A 19,656-nucleotide genomic window follows, 5' to 3' on the forward strand; every position below is an offset into this window, starting at 1 on the left:
CCTCTGGGAGCGGCTCGTCAGGCCTTTTTGGCGCCGAGATTTGGAAAGAACTGCATGATGCCACCGATACAGGCCAGGTAAAGCCCGGTAATGGTGATGCCGATCTTGATGAAGGTGCTGACCTGTGCGCCCAACACGCCGATCTGGTCGTAGAAGGCGGCAAGTGCCGCCTGTGCGAGAGCAAGCGCGCCGAAGGCGCACCACAAAAGGGTCATTGTGAGATTGATGGGCCGCAGCCGCACGACCCGCACCGGATGAATGAAATTGATGGGGATGAAGGTCAGAATACCGGCTACCACCACCACCGCGAACGATACCCATTGTCCGGGCTCGATGACGAACAGCGTGAACACCACCATGTTCCAGACCACGGGGAAGCCCTTGAAGAAATTCTCCTTCGTCTTCATGCCGGTGTCGGCGTAATAGATCGCGCTGGAGACGACGATGATTGCCGCCGACAGGAACGACAGACCCTCGCCCATGAAGCCGCGCTGGTAGAGCGCGAAGGCCGGGATCAGCACGTAGGTCACGTAGTCGATGATGTTGTCGAGGAGCTCGCCCGACCAGGTCGGCAGGATTTCCTTGACCTCGAGCTTCCTGGCGATAGGCCCGTCAATGCCGTCGACGAACAGCGCCAGCCCAAGCCACCAGAACATTGCCGTCCAGCGTTCCTCACTCGCCGCCACCAGCGACAGGAACGCGAGGAACGAGCCTGACGCCGTCAGCAGATGGACCGAGAACGCCCTCGCCTGCGGCCAGGTGACCTTCTTCTTCGGTCGCGGAATCCGGTCCGTGAGCTTCTTGGCGGCTTTCCGTGCCGCCATGTTCCTGGCCGATGTGTTCTTGCTCACGGGCCCCGCCAATCCAGCTTGCAGATTTCGGCCGAGCGGCCGGCAAAATTCCAGTTGCGGCCAAAGGCTCGCATCTTGCTCTTGTCGGACCTCGCCACGATGATCTCCGGTGCAATCCAGTATTCCGAATTGGTGATCACCGTATCCTTCTCGCGATCCTTGCCCGCGATTGGCGTGACCGCGCCATCGATGATCTTCGGTATCTGGAAGATACGCGTCTTGTCCCGTGTCTCATAGGTGATCGGCACCTGTTCCACACCCAGGAATTTTCCGACCAGGATCGACAGCAGCGATGTGGTTCCGCCGGCCTTGCCGGTGAAAATCTTCGTCAAGGCCTTTACCGCGTAGATCGAGGCGCGTTTGTCGATGAAGAGGCCCGCGGTCCAGTTGCCACGGCTCATGTAGCCGGGGATTTCCATGATCAGCCCAAGGTTGAGGCCGGACAGGTCGACCTCGCCGAAATGGCCGGCATCGATACGGAAACCTGCCCAGGTCTGGCAGTAGCCCTCGGTCGGAGGGTGGCTGCCGAGCGACAGCACGCAAGGGCAAAAAACCGTGCAATTGCAGGAGAGTACGAGCTCTCCTTTCATTGCCCAGCCCTGATCTGTCATTGAATTTCCCCCACTCACAACGAGATTACTAACAGCGCGGCTGCCCAGACAAGCAGTATCGCACCGGCCAGCCGGGTTGGAAGACGGCCCGTGGTTTGTTTTTCAATCAGGGTGAACACGCCGATCAGCGCCATCCAGAAGATGTTCATCACGCCGACTGCGAACATCACCAGCATCAGCGCCCAGCAGCAGCCGAGGCACCAGATGCCTTGCACGGCACCAAGGCGGAAGACGCGGATCGGCGTGGCGCTCCAGTTCGAAAACAGGATCGAGAACGGGTTGCGGCATTTTTTCAGGCAGGCCTCCTTGAGGCCGCTGAACTGGTAGAGGCCTGCAACCAGCAGTGCAAGCGCCCCGGCAACGCCAAGCAGCGGATCGTAGATTTCGCCGGACGCGGCGAATGCATGCACGCCCAATGTCAGCGCTGCAAACAGCATCGAGGCGGCGAGCCAGACACCGAGATAGCCGGCAACCAGTACCAGCGGATGGACGACCGGCTCGCCTTTGATCCGGGCCGTATCGGCGATCTCACAATAGGTGCGGATCATCGGTGCCGCCGACGGCAGCATCGCGGCGACCGCCATCAGGAACCACATCAGGATCAGCGCCAGGGCATGCGGGACGATGCCTGCATCCAGCGGCGCCGGCGACAGGCAGAGCGCGAATAACCGCTCCAGGAAATCGGGCAGCGGCAGCTGCGGCAGACCGCGCAGGAGCATGTCGCCGGGCGCGCTGCCCCTGGCCTCGGCGCCGCGAATCGCCATCGTGGCCAGCGACGACCAGGCGAGCAGAATGCTGGCGCCGACGACGATATTGACCGTCAAACGCGGGTTGCGCGCAATATCAGCCGTGGCGCGGCCGGCGCGGTCGAGATGGCTGAAATCGTCCTGGGGGCCGGTCATGACACCCGAATGAGCCGAATCGCCGCGTTGATCAAGCCGCATGAACTGACCTATATGCTTCTCGACTGGCAGGTCTGGTGGCCCGCCTCGCATCGCAAGCCGGAAACCGATCTTGGAGCATCACGAAACAGCGCCGATACTGATTGCCGGCACTGGTCCGGCAGGACTGATCGCGGCGCTTGCTTTTGCCGATGCCTGCTTCCCGGTGACGCTGGTGGGGCCCGAGGCGTCGGCCCCCGATGGCCGCACCACGGCGCTGATGAACCCTGCCCTGAAAGTGCTTGAGCGGCTCGAGGTCCTCGAAGTCATCAGGCCCAAGGCCGCTCCCTTGAAAGTCATGCGCATCGTCGACGCGACCAGCCGGCTGATCCGCAGCCCCGTCGTCACCTTCCGCGCCAGCGAGATCGATGAGGACCAGTTCGGGCTGAACCTGCCCAACAGCGTGCTTAGCCCGGCGCTTGCCGACAAGGTCGCCGCCCATTCCGGGATCGAATGGCGCAGGTCGATGGTGAAGACCTGGCATCTCGATGCCGATCGGGCCCATGCCGTCCTCGCCGACGGCAGCGAGGTTGGCGCGTCACTGGCGGTCGCCGCCGATGGTCGCCAGTCGCCTGCGCGCGAGGCGGCAGGCATTTCGACCGGCTCGCACGCCTATCCGCAGGCCGCGCTCGTGCTTAATTTTGGCCATAGCCGTGAGCACGCCTCCACCTCGACCGAGTTCCACACCGAAACCGGTCCGTTCACTCAGGTTCCGTTGCCCGGCAATCGCTCAAGCCTCGTCTGGGTGGTGAAGCCCGAGACCGCCAAGGAGCTTGCCGCCCTGGATGACGCAACGCTCTCGTTGCGGGTCGAGCAGCAGATGCAGTCGATGCTGGGTCGGGTGACGGTAGAGCCGGGCCGCCAGATCTATCCGCTTTCGACCGTGACGCCCCTGCGTTTCGCACGGGACAGGGTGGCGCTTGTCGGCGAAGCCGCGCATGTGTTCCCGCCGATCGGTGCGCAAGGCCTCAACCTTGGCATCAGGGATATTGACGATCTGGTTGGAATTGCAAAAGAAAATAGCGGAGATCCAGGCGCGGCCAAGGTCCTTGCCGCCTACGATTTCAAGCGTCGTCCCGACATTCTGGCGCGCAGCAGCGCGGTCAACCTGCTCAACATGTCGCTGCTCTCCGACATGCTGCCGGCGCAGATGGCACGCGGCGCCGGTCTCGGCGTGCTCGGCGGCTTTGCACCGCTGCGCGCCTTCTTCATGCGCGAAGGGCTTCGCCCCGGCAGTGGTTTTGCAGCACTCGCGGGCGGCCTGCGGAAACCCATGCGGCAGCAGTAGCGATTTTGCGGATTTTATCGCGACATCGCGACATCAATCAAAACCTTTGCGTCGCATTCTGCGTAGCTTGAAGGCGCTCGAACGCTTCGGGATTGAATTGACTCGGAGTCTGCGCCAAATAAAGTCAAGGAATTCAGTGGTGAGTACGATGAAAACGGCCAAATTCGCGATCGGACAGGTGGTTCGCCACCGGCTGTTTCCGTTTCGAGGCATCATTTTCGACGTCGACCCTCAATTCGCCAACACCGACGAATGGTACGAAGCTATCCCCGCCGATGCGCGGCCGCGCAAGGATCAGCCATTCTACCATCTGCTCGCCGAGAATTCGGAAACCGAGTACATCGCCTATGTGTCGGAGCAGAATCTCCTCGAGGATCGGTCAGGCGAGCCGGTCCGCCATCCGCAGATCAAGGAGATGTTCGACAAGAGGCCGGACGGGCGTTACGAGCCGAAACGCCAGTCCAGGCACTGACCTTCCGGCATTCCGGCCGCCGTCAGGAAAGGCCAGACACGAAAAAAGCGGGGCATGACCCCGCTTTTTCATTGGCTTGGGAGCGACCGAAGCCGGTGATCAGTTGGCGGTCTTGGCCTTGTCCTGCTCGTCCTTGAGCTTCTTGGCGAAGTCCTGGTTGTTCTTGGCAACGAAGTCCTGGAGCTTCTTCTGCCGGTCCTCGATGTCCGACTGCTGCAGCGGAGGGCCGTCATAGGCGCCGCTGAAGCCCTGGAGCGCGATCTTGATCGGGTTGGCCTGATTCTGGAAATTGATCGAGGTCAGCGTGATCCCCTGACCCTTCTTGAACGAGGCGACGAGCTGGTCGGTCAGCGGCACTTCGGCCACGCAACGATCCGGAAAGCAGATGACATAGTCGAGCTTTACGGCCTTGCCGGTGTCGATCTGCAGGCCGATGCCGGGAGGCACCAGGCGGCCGGTCGGGACCGTCACCTGAAACACCTTGCGGTTCACCTTGCCCTTGAGTTCGATCAGGCTGACACCGGTGACGAGCTGGCCGTTGCCGGCAGTGACGATGTTCTGGACGTTGCAGATATCAACGTCTTCCTGCTTGGTGCAGGCCTTGAACCAGCCCTGAGGGATCTGTTGCTGCTGCTGTGCGGAAGCAGAGGGAAGTCCTGCGCCTAGAAAGCCGACCACGCCCGCGGCCATGACCGAAAGGCGGTACGCATTGCTGTTCAGGCTCGTCATGTCGTGCACTTCCTCTCAAATAATCCCGGAACCGGCTTCTCTACGCCGTGTGGTCCAGCTACCTGTTGCCGAAATGAGGCAACAGAATGACTTCGGACGGCGTGTTACACTGCAAGCGGTGCCGAATCCAGCCCCGCTCACTTCTAATTCTTGATGACACGATTGGCCGGTACGCGACTGCCTCATGCTAGGCTGCGCACCGAATCATCAAGCCGACCTGTTAAGGAGACGGTCATGGGCCGCGTTCTTGTTTGGCTGGTCACCGCGATATCGCTTTTCACCCTTTCGCTGCGACCGGCCATGTCGGAACCGAAGCATGCCATCGCCATGCAGGGCGAGCCGGCACTGCCGCCCGACTACACCCATTTCGACTACGTCGATCCCGATGCGCCGAAGGGTGGCAACATCACCTATTGTGTTGTCGGCAGCTTCGACAACCTCAACCCTTTCATCCTGAAAAGCCTGCGCACGACGGCGCGCGGCATGATGGATCTGACCTACGGCAACCTCGTTTTCGAACCGCTGATGCAGCGCAACTACGACGAGCCCTTCAGTCTTTATGGCCTGCTCGCCGACAGCGCGGACATGGATTCCGAGCGCAAGTCGATCGAATTCCATCTCAATCCCAATGCAAAGTGGTCGGACGGCGAGCCGGTGACGCCGGAGGATGTGCTGTTCACCTACGATGTGTTCACCGACAAGGGCCGACCGCCCTACAACGCACGCATGAGCCTGATCGCCAAGCTTGAAAAGACCGGTGATCACAGCGTGCGCTTTACCTTCAATGACAAGGCCAATCGCGAAACGCCCATGATCATCGCGCTGACGCCGATCCTGCCGAAACATGCCTTCGACAAGGAGACTTTCGACAAGACAACGCTCAAGCCGCTGATTGGCAGTGGACCCTACACCATTGCCCAGGTGGCTCCGGGCCAGCGCATCGTGTTCAAGCGCAACCCCGACTATTGGGGCAAGGATGTCCCGGCCAAGCGCGGCTTCGACAATTACGAACAGATCACCATCGAATATTTCCTCAACGCCAACGCCAAGCTCGAGGCTTTCAAGAAAGGCCTTTGCGCCATCGACGACGACGGCGATCCGGTCAAACGGGAGCGCGATCTGGATTTCCCGGCCTTCCACAGAGGTGAGGTGGTTTCCGAAACCTTCGATACCGGCATTCCGCCCGTGGTGACCGGTTTCCTGTTCAACACCAGGCTGCCGAAGTTCTCCAATCCGGTGGTTCGGCGCGCGCTCGGCATGCTTTACGATTTCGAATGGGCGAACAAGAACCTGTTCGGCGGCAAATACACCCGCACGATGAGTTATTGGCAGAATTCCGAGCTTTCCGCGCTCGGCCATCCGGCCGACGACAGGGAAAAGGCGTTGCTCGCCCCCTACCCCGGCCGTGTGCCGCCTGACGTCATGGACGGCACCTGGAAACCGCCCGTGACCGACGGTTCGGGCCAGGACCGCAAGGTTTTGAAGACAGCCTTCGATCTCCTGAAAAGCATCGGCTACCACGTGCAGGACGGCACGATGCTCGATCCCGACGGCAAACCTTTCGGGTTCGAGATCCTGACCGCTTCGCAAGACGAGGAGCGCCTGGCCGGCATCTATCAGCGCACGCTGGAGAAGATCGGCATCAATGTCAGCATCCGTAGCCTCGACGGCGACCAGATCCAGTCACGCAAGCAGCGCTTCGATTTCGAGGCTCTGATCGGATCCAGCGGCTTCAGCAATTCACTGTCGCCAGGCTTCGAACAACTCGGGCGCTGGGGCTCCGAGGCGGCCAGGGCCGAAGGTTCGTTCAATCTCGCCGGCGTTGCCGATCCGGCAGTCGATGCGGCGATCGAAGCGATGCTGCGCGCCCGCTCGAAGGAGGATTATGTCGCCGCCGTTCGCGTTCTCGACCGGCTGCTGATTTCGGGCAATTACATGGTGCCGATGCAGTACAACACGCAGCAGTGGCTTGCTTACTGGAATTATCTGGAACATCCGAAGAAGACGCCCATATTCGGTTATCAGCTGCCGACATGGTGGCGCAAACCGAACTGAAAATCCGGAGATCGAGATGAGCGAAGCGAACGCCATAACCGTCGATGTGGTGTCGGATGTCGTCTGCCCCTGGTGCTTCATCGGTCAGAAGCGGCTGGACAAGGCCGTTGCCGCGGCCGGCGACGTCGATGTGCGTATACGCTGGCGGCCGTTCCAGCTCGATCCGACCATTCCGCCGCAAGGCAAGGACCGCCGGGAGTATATGCGGGCCAAGTTCGGCAGCGATGAGCGCATTCGCGAGATTCATGCCCGCATCGAGCCGCTCGGCGAGGCAGAGGGCATCTCCTTTGCCTTCGATGCCATCAAGGTGGCGTCGAACACGCTGGATGCGCACCGCCTGATCCGTTGGGCGGGTGCTGCCGGTGAAGCCGTGCAGAACAGGCTGGTCCGCCGCCTCTTCCAGTTGAATTTCGAGGAAGGCGTCAACATCGGTGACCATGCCGTGTTGGTCGAAGCCGCTCGCGAGGCCGGCATGGACGCATCCGTGGTCGCCACGCTGTTGCCGACCGACGCCGATGTCGAGGCGGTGCGCACCGAGATCGCCACGGCGTCGCGCATGGGCATATCGGGCGTGCCGTGCTTCCTGCTTGAAGGCAAATATGCCGTGATGGGCGCTCAGGACGTCGACACGCTGGCTGACGCCATCCGCCAGGTGGCGGCGGCGAAGGCGCGCGGCGAATTGGACAAGGTCGGCTGAAGCCGGTCATTCCTTCGCCTGCGACGAGACCGTTTCAGGTCACTTCTCGGGCTCCCGGAAAGGCCGATCGCGCCAGGAATCAGACGTCAAAGGACGGCCGGTTTTCGGGAATTTGGTTAGCCCCAACGAAAAATCGGCTCGCCGGACAAGCCAAAATGAGTCACGAAATCGTGTGGACGCCTTCCCTAAGGGAAGGTTGTGGCTCATCGCGTCGTAACCAAGTAACCATCTGACATTGTTATGTTAAGTCGCCTTCCTGCCGGCTTACGCGAAGCAGTTGGAAAGCCTGCTCTGTTGCCTTCCCGACACGGCCGGATCTTCAAATCTCGCTGACCCCTATAAAAATTAATGGAAAATGATCAATTGGTGTTACCATCCGTAACAAAACAAAAAAGGTTTGGGCGGGATCGTGATTCGGATCGGCAGACGATCGCAGGAGTCAGTACCGGATAGACTACACCGCGGCGCCGCAGGGCGGTCGCATTTGACGCCGGTATCCTCGATGCGCAGTTTCTGGGGGCTGATGAAGGCCTACTGGTTCTCCGAGCGCTGGAAGGAAGCCTGGACGCTCACCATCGTCATCGCTCTGCTGACGGCGCTTTCCAGCAAGGCCGGCGTCTGGTTTGCCCTGGCATTGGGCGAGTTGGGCAATTCGATTGCCTTCTTCCACGATGCAGCCAACACCAGCCCGCTGCAGGCAATCCTGACCAATGCCGGCATATTGGTTCTGCTGGTCGTGCTCAAGGATGCCGGCTTCACCGGCGTGCGTGGTCTTGTCTCGGCAACCCTGCACCGAAAGTGGCGTGGCTGGCTGAATAGCCAGTTCAACAAGGCTCTGCTCGACGGCAATCACACCCACTTCCATGCTCAGCATGGTTCGGCGGCTGGCGGTATCGTCGCGCCCGACAACATCGACCAGCGCATCCAGGAATCGATCAAGGACATGACGGGCGGGGCGATCGGTCTCGCCATGGGCGTTCTGGGTGTCGCGACCTCGCTCTATTTTATCGGCGAAAATCTGATCGGGTCCTCGGTTGAGGTCAAAGGACTGGAGTTCCTCGGCAGTTATGGCAGCGCCGTGCTGGCCTTCCTCGCCGTCGCCATTTACGTGCCGCTGAACACCTGGATCGCGGTCAAGCTCGGCCGCTTGCTCGAGCGGCTCAATATCCGCATGCAGCAGGCCGAGGGCAGCTACCGCAGCGAACTGACGACGTTCCTGCGCCGCAGCTTCCATGTCGCCGCCTCGCATGGCGAAGACGTGCAAAAGTCGATGCACGACAAGCTCTACGTCGATATCGACAAGACCTGGGGCAAGCTCAATGTCGTCAACAATGGCTACACGTCGTTCGAGCTGATCTACAACTTCCTCGGCGCCCGGATCGTCGCCTATGGCCCCGGTCTGGTGTCGTTCATACACAATCGCCTGGACTACAAGGGCTACATAACCGGCTCCGAAATGGTCGCTCAGCTGATCAGCCAGTGCTCGTGGTTCATTCATGTCATGCCCGCCATCGCCACGCTGCGCGCCAACAGCCAGCGTGTCACGGAACTGGCGAACGCGATCGAGAACGTTCAGCATCCGCAGGCGTTCTACAGCCAGACCGGTCAGTCCGACTTCCATTATGCCAGCCAGAACCCGGTTTTCGGCCTGACCATCCAGAAGCTCGAACTGGCGCATCAGGGAGAGGACGCGACACCGTTCCTCAGCGCCGCCAATTTGCGCTTCCGGCGCAGCGAGTGGACGTTCCTCAAAGGCGAATCCGGTTGCGGCAAGACTTCACTGATCAAGGCGATCAACGGTCTTTGGCCTTATGGCCGCGGTACCATTGTCTTCCCCGACGGGGTGAAGAGCTTTTATGCCGCCCAGGAGGTCAAGCTCCAGCAGGTGTCGCTGAAGCAGCTGGTCTGCCTGCCGGGCTCCGAGCACGACCACGGCGATGCGCAGGTCGCGTCCGCGCTGCACAAGGCCGGCCTTGGCGACTTCATCGAGCATATGGCCAATGAAAGCCGTGAAGGCAAAAGCTGGGATCAGGTCCTGTCGGGCGGCCAGAAGCAGAAGCTGGTGGTGGCCCGCATCATCCTGCAGCAGCCGGGGCTGCTGTTCCTTGACGAGGCGACCGGCGCCCTTGACCCGGAAGGCAAGATTGCCTTCCACCAGGCGATCAAGGACAACTGCCCCGATGTCACTGTGATCAGCGTCATGCACGAAGCGGTGGCGCCACGATCGGCTGCCGGCACCGAGTTCTACCATTCGATCGTGTTGATCGCCGACGGCGTCGCCACCAAGAAGCCGCTGGTTCCGACCCTGCCGGTCGAACTCACGACGATTCTGACCCAGCCACGTCCGGTCGAGGACAAATGGCTGCGTTTCTCACGTCGGCTGAAGCAGAAATAACGTTGATTTCACCGCGACTTGCCGGGCAGCGCGGCAGTCGGCGATCACAGTATCGCGATCGGAGCCATCAGGCGCCGTTTTCCTCACTCACCGCGATTGACTCGGCAAGGCGCGCTCCTATGTTGCGCCCGCTTGCTGACAGTCAAACGCGAACCCGCAAGCGGAAAGGTCACCGCGCCATGCCTGGCGACAGTATTAGTCGAACGCAACCGCCGTCCGCCTAGACGTGACCTGACATGGTTCATGTCCTGCCGGACGGCAAGGAGTGAACCATGAACGATTTTTTCCCCGTAGCGGACGACGAGGCCGTCGCCATCGCCCGCATCCTTGCAAACGACCATGTCGCCGACGTGGTCGAGGGGCTCAACCATGAATCGCGCGAAACCGCGACGGATTTGCTTTGCGCCGTACCGTTCGAGCGGCTGGTCGAGATCTTCGACCAGCCTGAACTCGACGGCGCGCCCGAACTCGCGGAGGCCCTGCCCCGCGCCAAGGCAAGCAAGCTGCTCACCGCCATGTCGGTCGACCGTGCGGCCGACATACTGCGCGAGCTCGATGAGCCGGCACGCTCCGAACTGCTCGGCGCACTGGCGCCGCCGCTGCGCGCCACCCTGCTGTCCATTCTGGGCTATCCCGAAGGCAGCGCCGCATCGATCATGACGACGGAATTCGTCAGCGTTCCCTCCGACTGGACCGTCGGACGCACGCTGGACTACATCCGCAAGGTCGAGCGGACGCGCGAAACCGTCTACGCGATCTACATCGTCGATCCGCAAACGCACCTCCTGGTGCGGTCGACCGGCCTGCGCCGGCTCATCACCGGTGAGCCGGACGACCCGATCCTGTCTGTGGCGCCGGACCGTGTGCCGGTGACGGTCACCCCGCTGACCGATCGTGAAACCCTGGCGCAGACGATCTCCAAATACGATCTGCTCGCCGTACCCGTCGTCGACCACGGCAAGATCCTCGGCATCGTGACAATCGACGACATCATCGACACGATGATCGAGGAAACGACGGAGGACGTGCATCGCTTCGGCGGCATGGAAGCGCTCGACGAGCCCTATATGAAGATGAGCTTCCTCGCCATGATCCAGAAGCGCGCCGGCTGGCTGTGCGCCCTGTTCCTCAGCGAAATGCTGACCGCGAACGCCATGCAGAGCTACGAAAGCGAACTGGAAAAAGCGATCGTGCTCACCCTCTTTATCCCGCTGATCATGAGCTCCGGCGGCAATTCCGGCTCGCAGGCGACCTCGCTGGTCATCCGGGCGCTGGCGCTGCGCGAGATTGGGCTCGGCGACTGGTGGCGGGTTGCCTTGCGCGAACTGCCGACCGGCCTGGTGCTGGGATCGATCCTTGGCGTGGTCGGCGTCTGCCGCATCACGCTGTGGCAGTATTTCGGTTTCTACGATTACGGTCCGCACTGGCCGCTGATTGCCGCGACGGTCGGGGCCGCATTGGTCGGCATCGTCACCTTTGGTTCACTCTCGGGATCGATGCTGCCCTTCGCGCTGAAACGGGTCGGTTTCGACCCCGCCAGCGCATCGGCGCCGTTTGTCGCCACACTGGTCGATGTCACCGGGCTGGTGATTTATTTCTCGGTGGCGCTGGTCATCCTGCGCGGCACGCTGCTGTAGCCGCATTGCTGTCTCCTCCGCTGGCCATGGCCGCCGGCGGCTTCCGCCCTAGGCTGCCTGCCTTAGGTGGTTCAGTCGACCTTCATCGAGCAAAACGCGCCCGTCACTGGACGCGCTGGCCGTCCTTCACGCGGTAGGTCGGCTTGTACATGGTGACGAGTTCTTCCGCCGCGGTCGGGTGCACGGCCATTGTGCGGTCGAAATCATCCTTGGTCAGGCCGGCCTTCAGCGGAATGCCTAGCAGCTGCGCCATTTCGCCGGCATCCGGCCCCAATATGTGGGCGCCTAGCACTTTGCGGGAAGCGCCGTCGACCACCAGCTTCATCAGCATCTTCTCGTCGCGGCCCGAAAGCGTGTGCCGCATCGGCCGGAAGCTGGCGCGGTAGATTTCGACATCGGCGAAACGCTTGACGGCTTCGTCTTCCGACAGGCCGACAGTGCCGATTTCCGGCTGCGAGAAGACCGCGGTCGCGATCGTGTCGTGGTCGGGCGCGGTCGGGTTGCCCTTGAATGCCGTCTCGACAAAGCACATTGCTTCGTGGATCGCCACCGGTGTCAGCTGCACGCGGTTGGTGACGTCGCCGATCGCCCAGATATTGTCGATGTTGGTGCGGGAATACGCGTCGACCTTGATCGCGCCGACCTGGGTCATCTCGAGGCCGATGCCTTCCAGGCCCATATTCTCGGTGTTGGGGATGCGTCCGATGGCCAGCATGACCTGATCCACCGTCAGCGTCTGGCCGCTGGTGAGAAGGGCATCGAGCCGGCCGTCCGGCCGCTTGCGGATCGACTCCGATACGGCGTGGCAGAGGATCTTGATCCCCTTCTTTTCCATGGTCTCGTGCAGCGTGCGGCGCAGATCCATGTCGAAGCGGCTGAGGATCTCCTTGCCGCGATAGACCAACGTGGTGTCGACACCGAGCCCGTGAAAGATGTTGGCGAACTCGACCGCGATGTAGCCGCCGCCCTCGATCATGATCGCCTTCGGCAGTTCCTTGAGGTCGAAAGCCTCGTTGGAAAAGATGCAATGCTCATGACCGGGAAGCGCTGGGTGGGCCGCCGGACGGCCACCGGTGGCGATCAGGATCTGGTCGGCGGTGACGGTGCGGTCGTCGTCCAGGAGATGCACCACATGCGGGTCGACGATCATCGCCCGCGAATGGAAGGTCTCGCCGCCGGCGCCCTCGACATTCTTCTTGTAGATCGCCTCCAGCCGGCTGATCTCGCGGTCCTTGTTGGCCACCAGCGTCTGCCAGTTGAAACTGGCTTCCGGCACCGTCCAGCCATAGCCGGCGGCATCGGCAAAATGCTCCGGAAATTGCGAGGCGTAGACATAGAGTTTTTTCGGCACGCAGCCGCGGATGACGCAGGTACCGCCAAAACGGTATTCCTCGGCGATGCCGACGCGCTTGCCGAGTGCGGCGGCAACGCGCGCCGCCCTCACCCCGCCGGAGCCGCCGCCGATGACGAAAAGATCATAGTCATAACCGGCCATGAGGCGGCTCCTTGAATGTCGGAAAATGCGAGTGACAGGTAGGCCGCCAAAGGCCAAAAGAAAAGCCCGGACAAGCCGGGCTTCGCAGATGGCCGCAAGGCCGCATTTGAAAACGCAGGATCAGTTCTGCGTGCCGTCGGCGGGAGCCGAACCGTCGGCCGGTGCAGCGCCATCCGCCGGAGCCGCATTGTCGGCCGGAGCAGCACCATCAGCGGGCGCAGCAGGCGCAGCCGGAGCCTTTGCCTTGGCGGCCGCGGCCAGCGTTTGGCCGACCTGCTGGGCGAGATCGCGGGCAAGGCCGTTCTGCCAGATGTCGGCTGCCTTGACCAAGTCACGCGTCACGGTCGGGCCGCTGTCGAGCAGCTTCTTGCCGGACTCGGAGCTGTAGAAGGCGGCGATGTCGTTGAGTTCCTTCTCGGAAAACACCTTCGCATAGGCAAGGGCCGCTTCCTTCTCGAGATCGGCGCGGCGCGACGCCATCGCCAGCGCCTTCTCGCTGATCGTCTTGCCGATCAGTTCCTGCATGTCCGGGTTCTTCTGGATGAGCTGCGATTCGAGCGCGGCGGCCGCCTGCGGCAGGATGTTGTCGAACGGGTCGGTCGCATGGATCGCCGCGACCGCGGCGCGGGCCGCCTTCAGGTGCGATTCGGTGACGTCCTGCGAAAACGCCGGCGACGACAAGGCCAAAACGGCCGAAGCCGCCAGAACGACGCAAAGGCCGCGAACCCGGTTATGCAACATCATGGTTGGTAGAACTCCCTGGTTTTCGGGCGGCATGGACGGTTTGGATACCGTCGCCGCCGGCGATGATGGCCGCTGACGCCAGCCCGATGAAAAGACCATGCTCGACCACGCCCGGAATGGCGTGGAGAGCATTCGAAAGCGCTCTTGTATCCGGAATGCGGCCAAAAGATGCATCGAGGATAAAATGGCCGCCGTCTGTAACAAAAGCCTGGCCTCCCGTCATCCTCAATGTAATCGGACCGGAAAGGCCGAGCTCTGCAGCCGCCTTGGCTACGGCGATCTCGGTGGCGCGCAGGCCGAACTTGTTGACTTCGATCGGCAGCGGAAACCGGCCGAGCGTCTCGACCATCTTCGAGCGGTCGGCGATGACGATCATGCGCTGCGAGGCCGCGGCAACGATCTTCTCGCGCAGCAGCGCGCCGCCGCCGCCCTTGATCAGGGTCAGTTCCGGATCGACCTCGTCGGCGCCGTCGACGGTGAGATCGAGCTCGGGCGTCTCCTCCAGTGTCGACAGCGGCACGCCAAGCTCGCGGCACAGTGCTGCGGTGCGCTCCGAAGTCGGCACACCGATGACGGTCATGCCGGTGGCGACCTTGTCGGCGAGCAGCCGCACGAACTCTTCCGCAGTGGTGCCGGTGCCGATGCCGAGCCGCATGCCATCGCTGACATGGGCAAGGGCGGCCCGCGCGGCCTCGACCTTCAACTGTCTTGCATCCATGCTGCTGCTTGCTGCCCCGGGGAACCTTGTGTTCGGGCTCCTAGCATTTTTGCCGGCCCGGTCAAAGCTTTTGACCGGGTCAAAACCTTTGACCGTGGTCAAAGCCGTTGGGGCACCTATCCACCGCTTTGCTTGCCTTGACGCGCCGCAGCCGCTATCGCCTCCACAGGTACAAACCTGCGCAGGATGGATCATGAGTCGCCCGATCATCGTGTTCGACTTGGACGGAACGCTGGTTGACACAGCGCCGGACCTGCTCGACAGCCTCAACCACAGCCTGGCCGCCAGCGAACTCACGGCCGTCGACGCGGCCGGCTTCAGGCGCTTTGTCGGCCATGGCGGCCGCGTGATGATAGAACGGGCGCACGCCGCCCAGCAGCGCTCGCTCGACGTCGCCGAGCATGACCGGCTGCTAAAACTGTTCCTCGATCACTACACCGACAACATTCCCGGCAAATCGCGCCCCTACCCCGGTGTCGTCGACGCGATCGGGCGTTTCGAGAAGGCGGGCTATCTCCTGGCGATCTGCACCAACAAATACGAGGCCAATTCCCTGGCGCTGATCGAAGCGCTCGGCCTGACCAGGCATTTCGCGGCCATCGCCGGCCAGGACACGTTCGCCTTCCGCAAGCCCGATCCACGCCACCTGACCGAAACCATCAAGCTGGCCGGCGGCGATCCGCACCGCGCTCTGATGGTCGGCGATTCGCAGACCGACATAGACACCGCCAAGGCCGCCGGCATTCCGGTGGTGGCCGTCGATTTCGGCTACACCGACCGGCATGTCCGCGAATTCGAACCTTCGGCGGTGATCTCGCATTTCGACGCTCTGACCGTGGAACTGGCGGAGCGGCTGATCCGCGCCGCGGGCCACTGAGCCGACGGCGACCGGCATCCCATCGGGACGGCCCGAGGAGCGAAGAATCCGATCGCTGTGAGAACGCCAGACAGCGCCTTGACTTAACCGGCCGGCCTCCCTTATATCGCGGCTCGCTTGGCCTTCGGGCAACGAGCGGGCGATTAGCTCAGCGGGAGAGCACACCCTTCACACGGGTGGGGTCGCAGGTTCAATCCCTGCATCGCCCACCATTTTCCCAAATGGTTTTCCAGCCTTAGCCCGTTGACGCTCTGTTGGCAGCGGCGCGGCGAATTGCAGCTTGTGCGGACATGGCCGGGCACGCATGGCGTCCCATCCGGAACCAACCACCGCACCAGCTCGTTTCCTTGCGTCGAAACTTGAGGGAAAACCATGTCCAGATTTCTCGTGGCAACCAGCGTTGCCGTTCTTCTCGCCGCCGGACCGGCCCTGGCGGCGGATGACAAGCCGTTGCCGCCGCCCAATGCCAAGAAGCTGTCGGAGATCCTCGCCAAGGTCGAGCACCGCGACGGTTTTCGCTATGTGAAAGAGGTCGACTGGGACGATGGCGCCTACACCGTCACCTATTACACGTCGGACAAGGCGAAGGTCGAAATCACCTATGATCCGGTGACCGCCGAGCCCAGGTAGGAGCCGCCGGCAGATATCCGATAGACGGATCCGCTTTTGCACACGCTCGATGGACCAATCGGCGTGCCGCAAATTGTCCATCCTTGGCGTGTGATATGTACGCCGAGGCGCGGCCGTGCCTTGCGCTATCCTGATGCTTGGGGCACCGATGCGATCTTCCATCCAAACCAAAGTCTTGCTTGTGCTTGCTGTCATCCTGGCTGGCGGCATGCTTGCGGCGCCTTCGGCGCGCGCGGACGGGCCATCCTTCGATTGCGCCAAGGCCAGCCTGCCGGCGGAGAAGGCGATCTGCGCCGATCCGCAGCTGTCGGCGATCGATCTGCTGGTCGCCAAGGCCTACAAGGGGTTCGAGCCGGCCTTTGGCGGCGACAAGCGCAAGATCGCCCGCGGGCTGATTGCCGACCGCAATGCCTGCAGGAGCGATACAGCCTGCATCGTCAGCGCGCTGAACAACGCCTTGCAGACCTATGGCAATGCGCCCTCATGGGTACAGGACTACAACATCGCCCTGATCGGCAAGAAGGCTCTGGATACCGCCGCGGGCAATCCCGGCAACAACGATCAGCCCCTGCCCTCGGCCGTCGGACAATGCGCGTCCACGCACATCAAGACGCTGACCACGCGGCTTGGCGACGATCCGCTGGAAACCGCCTCGCCCGACGCCGGCAGCGCAGCCACCTTCACCAATGGCGGTGGGGCCGTCTCCTATGATCGCGAACCGGGCCTTGCCGCCTCGAAGGTCGGCGAACCCGTCGTGACTTGCCTGATCGCGATTCCCAGGGATTGTCCCAGGGATGACGACCGCGGCCGGGTCTATTATTCGATCGATCTGGTTGCAAAAGGTTCCTGGGCCTTGCCGGACTCCGAGCATCTGTGCGGCGGCGCCTGATCGGCGTGCTTCCCAATCCACGAAGCCTGCCAAAGCATCCGCTCTGTGCCTGCCCTTGCGCCGGATCGTCTTTGATGGCTGATTGGAACGGTTGACTGCGCCGCATGGGGGATGGGCATGGCGACGGCGAAGCATGTGATGAAACGCATCCTGATGATGCTGGCCGGCTATCTGGTCGCCGTGCTGGTCGGCCTGGTCGCCGTGGCGGCGATCTACGCCGCGCTCAGTTCGCTGCCCAACGCGCCGGCCTATTTCGACATCATGGGCGTCAGCCCGATCGCCGTCCTGGTGGTGCCGCCGCTCGGCATGTTCGTCTACTTCCTGACGATTGTCGTGACCGGGCTGCAGACACTGATCTTCGCGCTGATCGCCGAGTTCTTCTCGCTGCGCAATGCCCTGATGCACATGGTCTTCGGCGCCGCTGCCGCCGCCGGCGGCTTCTTCCTGATCTGGCCGAGCTCAGCGGAAGACATAGACCCGGAGCGCTGGGCCGATATCGGCATCATCGCCGCGGCCGGCCTCGTCGCCGGATTGATCTACTGGCTGATCGCCGGGCGGGAGGCGGGGTTCCGCCGCCCGTTGTCGCAATTCTAAACGATCAGCTCGACGGCGAGCGCACGGCCTCGGTGGCGTCCAATGCCTGCTTCAACCGCGAATCGCGGTCGTAGACGTCGCTGAAATACTCGACCTTGCCGGACATGTCGGGCCATGCGGTGAAATAGGCGACATAGACCGGAATCTTGCGCGTCACATCCTCGGTCGAATGCCCGTGCTTCAGCTTTTCGGCGACATAGTCGACCGTGGTGCCGAGCACCGCCGCCGCCATGCCGCGCGGATCCTGCAGGCGCACGCAGCCATGGCTGAGCGCGCGCATGTCCTGCTTGAAGAACGATTTCTGCGGCGTATCGTGCATGTAGATCGCATGCTTGTTGGGGAACAGGATCTTCAGTTCGCCCAGCGCATTGGCCTCGCTCGGCTGCTGGCGCACGCTGTAGGGAATGTTGGCGCCATAGCCGCCCCAATTGACCGCCGACGACGGAATGCGCTTGCCGCGCGAATCCGTCACCTCGTAGCCGGCCCGATCGAGATAGCCGGGATCGCTGCGCAATCTGGGCAGCATCTCATTGACGATGATCGACTGCGGCACGCCCCAATAGGGATGGAAGTCTACCTGCTTGATCTGGTCGTAGAAGAAAGCCGTCTGGTTGGTCACCCGGCCGACGACGACGCGCGTCTTCAGCTTCTCCTCGCCGTTGTCGATGTAGCTCGCAGTGAACGCCGGCTGGTTGATGAAGACACGTGGGCTGCCGAGATCGGAAGGCAGCCAGCGCAGCTCCTCCAGCGCCACCTGCACCTTGAGCAGTTTGTCAGCCTTCGACGTGCCGGCCAGCAAGGCGACAGTGCGCGGACCGATGACGCCGTCGCCCTTCATGCCTTCCTTCACCTGCACCGCCTTGATCAGCGGCACCAGCTCGGGGACATAAACCTCGCTGGTCGCCAGCCGCGACAAGAGCTCGCCATAGGTGCCGCCCATGCCGTCATCGAGATTGCGCGCGATCAGCGACAGCAGCTTCGGCAGTTCGGGGCTGGTCTCGCCCGGCTTCAGCAGCAGCTTGGGATCGACGACGATCTCATTTTCGGCACTGGCCTGCAGGGCCTCCAGCTCGACGCGCAGCGCCTGATATTCCGCATTCTGCGGATGCCGCGATTCGAGGTAGGTGCGCACTTCCTGTGTATGCGCCAGCGTCTTCAGCACGCCGACCATGTCGAGCGGCTTGGCCGGGAAATCATAGTAACCGGTCATCCGGTTGGGCTCGACACGGCCGTTCTGGGCGTCATGGGCATAGCGCAGGACGCGTGCCGACAGCGCCATCTCGAAGCGCACGAGTTCCCGGAGCTTGGCCGCGTCATCCGTCGAGGCCGAAGTCGTGGCCGGCACATCGACGGTATAGTCGGTGGGCGTCAGGCCGTAGCTCGCGGCCTCGCCCAGCACCCGCACCGCATCCTGGGCGCGGTTGTTGGGGCTGGTTCCGTTCACCCAGATGAAGTCCGGATTGGCCGAGTAATAGGCGATCAACGCCTTGGCGATGTCGGGCTCGGCGTAGAGTTCGTAGTCGCTGAGACCGGCAATGGCATCGTGGAAAGCAGCCCCCGTTGCTGACGGAACGAACGCCGCGTCCTGCGCCGTCGCCGGCTGCGGCGCGGCGGACAGCGTCGAGAAGTCGACGCGAATAAGCTTGTCAGCCTTGTAGGTGTAATAGGACGGCCCGCTGATCTTCGCGCCGCCGCCGCCGCCGCCGCCAGCCGGGGCTTTGGGTTTGTGCGTTGGCGGAGGCGGAAATTCGCCCTGCGGCTCATGCCTGATGCCGCCGCCGAACAGCATGTCGAAGAGCCCCTGGGCGCCTGCCTGAGGCGCGCCCAGGGCGAGCGTTGCCGCGATCGCCACAAGCGGCATCGCGGTTGCTTTTTTACCGAGGAATTTCATGGATCACCCGCTCCGGTCGCAACCGGTTCCCGTTCCGCACGCTAGACCGTCTCGCTCACCGCATGGCGGATGTAAGGCGCGACTATACCGATTCATACCGATTTGGTTAAGCTTTCATAAATTTTGGAAAGCCTGTTGCAGA

At 62.3% G+C, this 19,656-nt stretch carries 18 protein-coding genes and 1 tRNA gene; 11 read left to right on the forward strand and 8 right to left on the reverse strand.

The features are described 5' to 3' along the window. Positions 1–17 precede the first annotated feature (17 nt). The 3 genes from pcsA to FJV80_RS07035 are packed head-to-tail and all read right to left on the reverse strand — an operon-like array spanning position 18 to position 2,364. Entirely contained in the window at positions 18–824 is an 807-nt protein-coding gene (gene pcsA / locus FJV80_RS07025) for a phosphatidylcholine synthase (RefSeq protein ID WP_179295971.1), read from the reverse strand. Positions 825–847: 23 nt separating this feature from the next. Then, positions 848–1,462: a DUF1326 domain-containing protein gene (locus FJV80_RS07030; RefSeq protein ID WP_095788751.1), complete on the reverse strand. Its 615-nt coding sequence runs from the start codon at positions 1,460–1,462 to the stop codon at positions 848–850. A 14-nt stretch (positions 1,463–1,476) separates the two neighbouring features. Then, positions 1,477–2,364: a DUF2182 domain-containing protein gene (locus FJV80_RS07035; protein ID WP_185975146.1), complete on the reverse strand. Its 888-nt coding sequence runs from the start codon at positions 2,362–2,364 to the stop codon at positions 1,477–1,479. 112 nt (positions 2,365–2,476) lie between these two features. Here FJV80_RS07035 and FJV80_RS07040 point away from each other — a divergent pair, with 112 nt between their 5' ends. Beyond that, complete coding sequence (locus FJV80_RS07040) at positions 2,477–3,691, forward strand: UbiH/UbiF family hydroxylase (RefSeq protein ID WP_142875963.1); 1,215 nt, start codon at positions 2,477–2,479, stop codon at positions 3,689–3,691. 148 nt (positions 3,692–3,839) lie between these two features. After that, positions 3,840–4,163, forward strand: a complete 324-nt coding sequence (hspQ, locus tag FJV80_RS07045) for a heat shock protein HspQ (protein ID WP_179295972.1) — start codon at positions 3,840–3,842, stop codon at positions 4,161–4,163. A 99-nt stretch (positions 4,164–4,262) separates the two neighbouring features. Here hspQ and FJV80_RS07050 read toward each other — a convergent pair whose 3' ends face one another. Further along, positions 4,263–4,892, reverse strand: a complete 630-nt coding sequence (locus FJV80_RS07050; RefSeq protein WP_027046833.1) for an invasion associated locus B family protein — start codon at positions 4,890–4,892, stop codon at positions 4,263–4,265. A gap of 234 nt (positions 4,893–5,126) precedes the next feature. Here FJV80_RS07050 and FJV80_RS07055 point away from each other — a divergent pair, with 234 nt between their 5' ends. From FJV80_RS07055 to mgtE, 4 genes are all read left to right on the forward strand, one after another. Beyond that, entirely contained in the window at positions 5,127–6,947 is a 1,821-nt protein-coding gene (locus tag FJV80_RS07055) for an extracellular solute-binding protein (protein WP_095774439.1), read from the forward strand. Between the two features lie 16 nt (positions 6,948–6,963). Further along, positions 6,964–7,644 (forward strand): DsbA family protein, encoded by a 681-nt coding sequence (locus tag FJV80_RS07060; RefSeq protein ID WP_095788755.1) that lies wholly within the window; start codon positions 6,964–6,966, stop codon positions 7,642–7,644. Positions 7,645–8,146: 502 nt separating this feature from the next. Further along, complete coding sequence (locus tag FJV80_RS07065; protein ID WP_179295973.1) at positions 8,147–10,039, forward strand: ABC transporter ATP-binding protein/permease; 1,893 nt, start codon at positions 8,147–8,149, stop codon at positions 10,037–10,039. A gap of 272 nt (positions 10,040–10,311) precedes the next feature. Next, a complete protein-coding gene (mgtE, locus tag FJV80_RS07070; protein WP_095788756.1) occupies positions 10,312–11,676 on the forward strand; it encodes a magnesium transporter in 1,365 nt (454 codons plus the stop codon). Positions 11,677–11,779: 103 nt separating this feature from the next. Here mgtE and gor read toward each other — a convergent pair whose 3' ends face one another. The 3 genes from gor to rpiA all read right to left on the reverse strand — a co-directional run bounded on the left by gor (position 11,780) and on the right by rpiA (position 14,633). Next, positions 11,780–13,171 (reverse strand): glutathione-disulfide reductase, encoded by a 1,392-nt coding sequence (gor, locus tag FJV80_RS07075; RefSeq protein WP_142875964.1) that lies wholly within the window; start codon positions 13,169–13,171, stop codon positions 11,780–11,782. 120 nt (positions 13,172–13,291) lie between these two features. Then, positions 13,292–13,915, reverse strand: a complete 624-nt coding sequence (locus FJV80_RS07080; RefSeq protein WP_095774435.1) for a DUF2059 domain-containing protein — start codon at positions 13,913–13,915, stop codon at positions 13,292–13,294. Then, positions 13,902–14,633 (reverse strand): ribose-5-phosphate isomerase RpiA, encoded by a 732-nt coding sequence (gene rpiA / locus FJV80_RS07085; RefSeq protein ID WP_095774434.1) that lies wholly within the window; start codon positions 14,631–14,633, stop codon positions 13,902–13,904. The genes FJV80_RS07080 and rpiA overlap by 14 nt, the downstream gene beginning before the upstream one ends. Positions 14,634–14,826: 193 nt before the next feature. Here rpiA and FJV80_RS07090 point away from each other — a divergent pair, with 193 nt between their 5' ends. The 5 genes from FJV80_RS07090 to FJV80_RS07110 all read left to right on the forward strand — a co-directional run bounded on the left by FJV80_RS07090 (position 14,827) and on the right by FJV80_RS07110 (position 17,623). Then, the gene (locus FJV80_RS07090; protein ID WP_095788758.1) at positions 14,827–15,510 is read left to right on the forward strand and encodes a phosphoglycolate phosphatase; all 684 of its coding nucleotides are present in this window, start codon (positions 14,827–14,829) and stop codon (positions 15,508–15,510) included. Between the two features lie 137 nt (positions 15,511–15,647). Next, positions 15,648–15,722 (forward strand) — tRNA-Val (locus tag FJV80_RS07095). 160 nt (positions 15,723–15,882) lie between these two features. Then, the gene (locus tag FJV80_RS07100; protein WP_095774432.1) at positions 15,883–16,140 is read left to right on the forward strand and encodes a PepSY domain-containing protein; all 258 of its coding nucleotides are present in this window, start codon (positions 15,883–15,885) and stop codon (positions 16,138–16,140) included. A 148-nt stretch (positions 16,141–16,288) separates the two neighbouring features. Continuing rightward, positions 16,289–17,029, forward strand: a complete 741-nt coding sequence (locus FJV80_RS07105; RefSeq protein ID WP_245438059.1) for a lysozyme inhibitor LprI family protein — start codon at positions 16,289–16,291, stop codon at positions 17,027–17,029. A gap of 111 nt (positions 17,030–17,140) precedes the next feature. Further along, positions 17,141–17,623, forward strand: coding sequence for a hypothetical protein (locus tag FJV80_RS07110; RefSeq protein WP_179295965.1), 483 nt, complete (start codon positions 17,141–17,143; stop codon positions 17,621–17,623). A gap of 4 nt (positions 17,624–17,627) precedes the next feature. Here FJV80_RS07110 and FJV80_RS07115 read toward each other — a convergent pair whose 3' ends face one another. After that, positions 17,628–19,514 (reverse strand): murein L,D-transpeptidase, encoded by a 1,887-nt coding sequence (locus FJV80_RS07115; protein ID WP_142875965.1) that lies wholly within the window; start codon positions 19,512–19,514, stop codon positions 17,628–17,630. Positions 19,515–19,656 lie beyond the last annotated feature (142 nt).

The sequence above is a fragment of the Mesorhizobium sp. WSM4310 genome, assembly GCF_007003935.1.
Taxonomy (GTDB): Bacteria; Pseudomonadota; Alphaproteobacteria; order Rhizobiales; family Rhizobiaceae; genus Mesorhizobium.

Coding starts and splice junctions, on each gene's coding strand:
- FJV80_RS07060 (WP_095788755.1), top strand. CDS start 6,964: ATGAGCGAAGCGAACGCCATAACCGTCGATGTGGTGTCGGATGTCGTC.
- FJV80_RS07050 (WP_027046833.1), bottom strand. CDS start 4,892: ATGACGAGCCTGAACAGCAATGCGTACCGCCTTTCGGTCATGGCCGCG.
- FJV80_RS07090 (WP_095788758.1), top strand. CDS start 14,827: ATGAGTCGCCCGATCATCGTGTTCGACTTGGACGGAACGCTGGTTGAC.
- FJV80_RS07065 (WP_179295973.1), top strand. CDS start 8,147: ATGCGCAGTTTCTGGGGGCTGATGAAGGCCTACTGGTTCTCCGAGCGC.
- gor (WP_142875964.1), bottom strand. CDS start 13,171: ATGGCCGGTTATGACTATGATCTTTTCGTCATCGGCGGCGGCTCCGGC.
- FJV80_RS07055 (WP_095774439.1), top strand. CDS start 5,127: ATGGGCCGCGTTCTTGTTTGGCTGGTCACCGCGATATCGCTTTTCACC.
- hspQ (WP_179295972.1), top strand. CDS start 3,840: ATGAAAACGGCCAAATTCGCGATCGGACAGGTGGTTCGCCACCGGCTG.
- pcsA (WP_179295971.1), bottom strand. CDS start 824: ATGGCGGCACGGAAAGCCGCCAAGAAGCTCACGGACCGGATTCCGCGA.
- FJV80_RS07105 (WP_245438059.1), top strand. CDS start 16,289: ATGCGATCTTCCATCCAAACCAAAGTCTTGCTTGTGCTTGCTGTCATC.
- FJV80_RS07115 (WP_142875965.1), bottom strand. CDS start 19,514: ATGAAATTCCTCGGTAAAAAAGCAACCGCGATGCCGCTTGTGGCGATC.
- FJV80_RS07080 (WP_095774435.1), bottom strand. CDS start 13,915: ATGATGTTGCATAACCGGGTTCGCGGCCTTTGCGTCGTTCTGGCGGCT.
- FJV80_RS07110 (WP_179295965.1), top strand. CDS start 17,141: ATGGGCATGGCGACGGCGAAGCATGTGATGAAACGCATCCTGATGATG.
- mgtE (WP_095788756.1), top strand. CDS start 10,312: ATGAACGATTTTTTCCCCGTAGCGGACGACGAGGCCGTCGCCATCGCC.
- FJV80_RS07030 (WP_095788751.1), bottom strand. CDS start 1,462: ATGACAGATCAGGGCTGGGCAATGAAAGGAGAGCTCGTACTCTCCTGC.
- FJV80_RS07100 (WP_095774432.1), top strand. CDS start 15,883: ATGTCCAGATTTCTCGTGGCAACCAGCGTTGCCGTTCTTCTCGCCGCC.
- rpiA (WP_095774434.1), bottom strand. CDS start 14,633: ATGGATGCAAGACAGTTGAAGGTCGAGGCCGCGCGGGCCGCCCTTGCC.
- FJV80_RS07035 (WP_185975146.1), bottom strand. CDS start 2,364: ATGACCGGCCCCCAGGACGATTTCAGCCATCTCGACCGCGCCGGCCGC.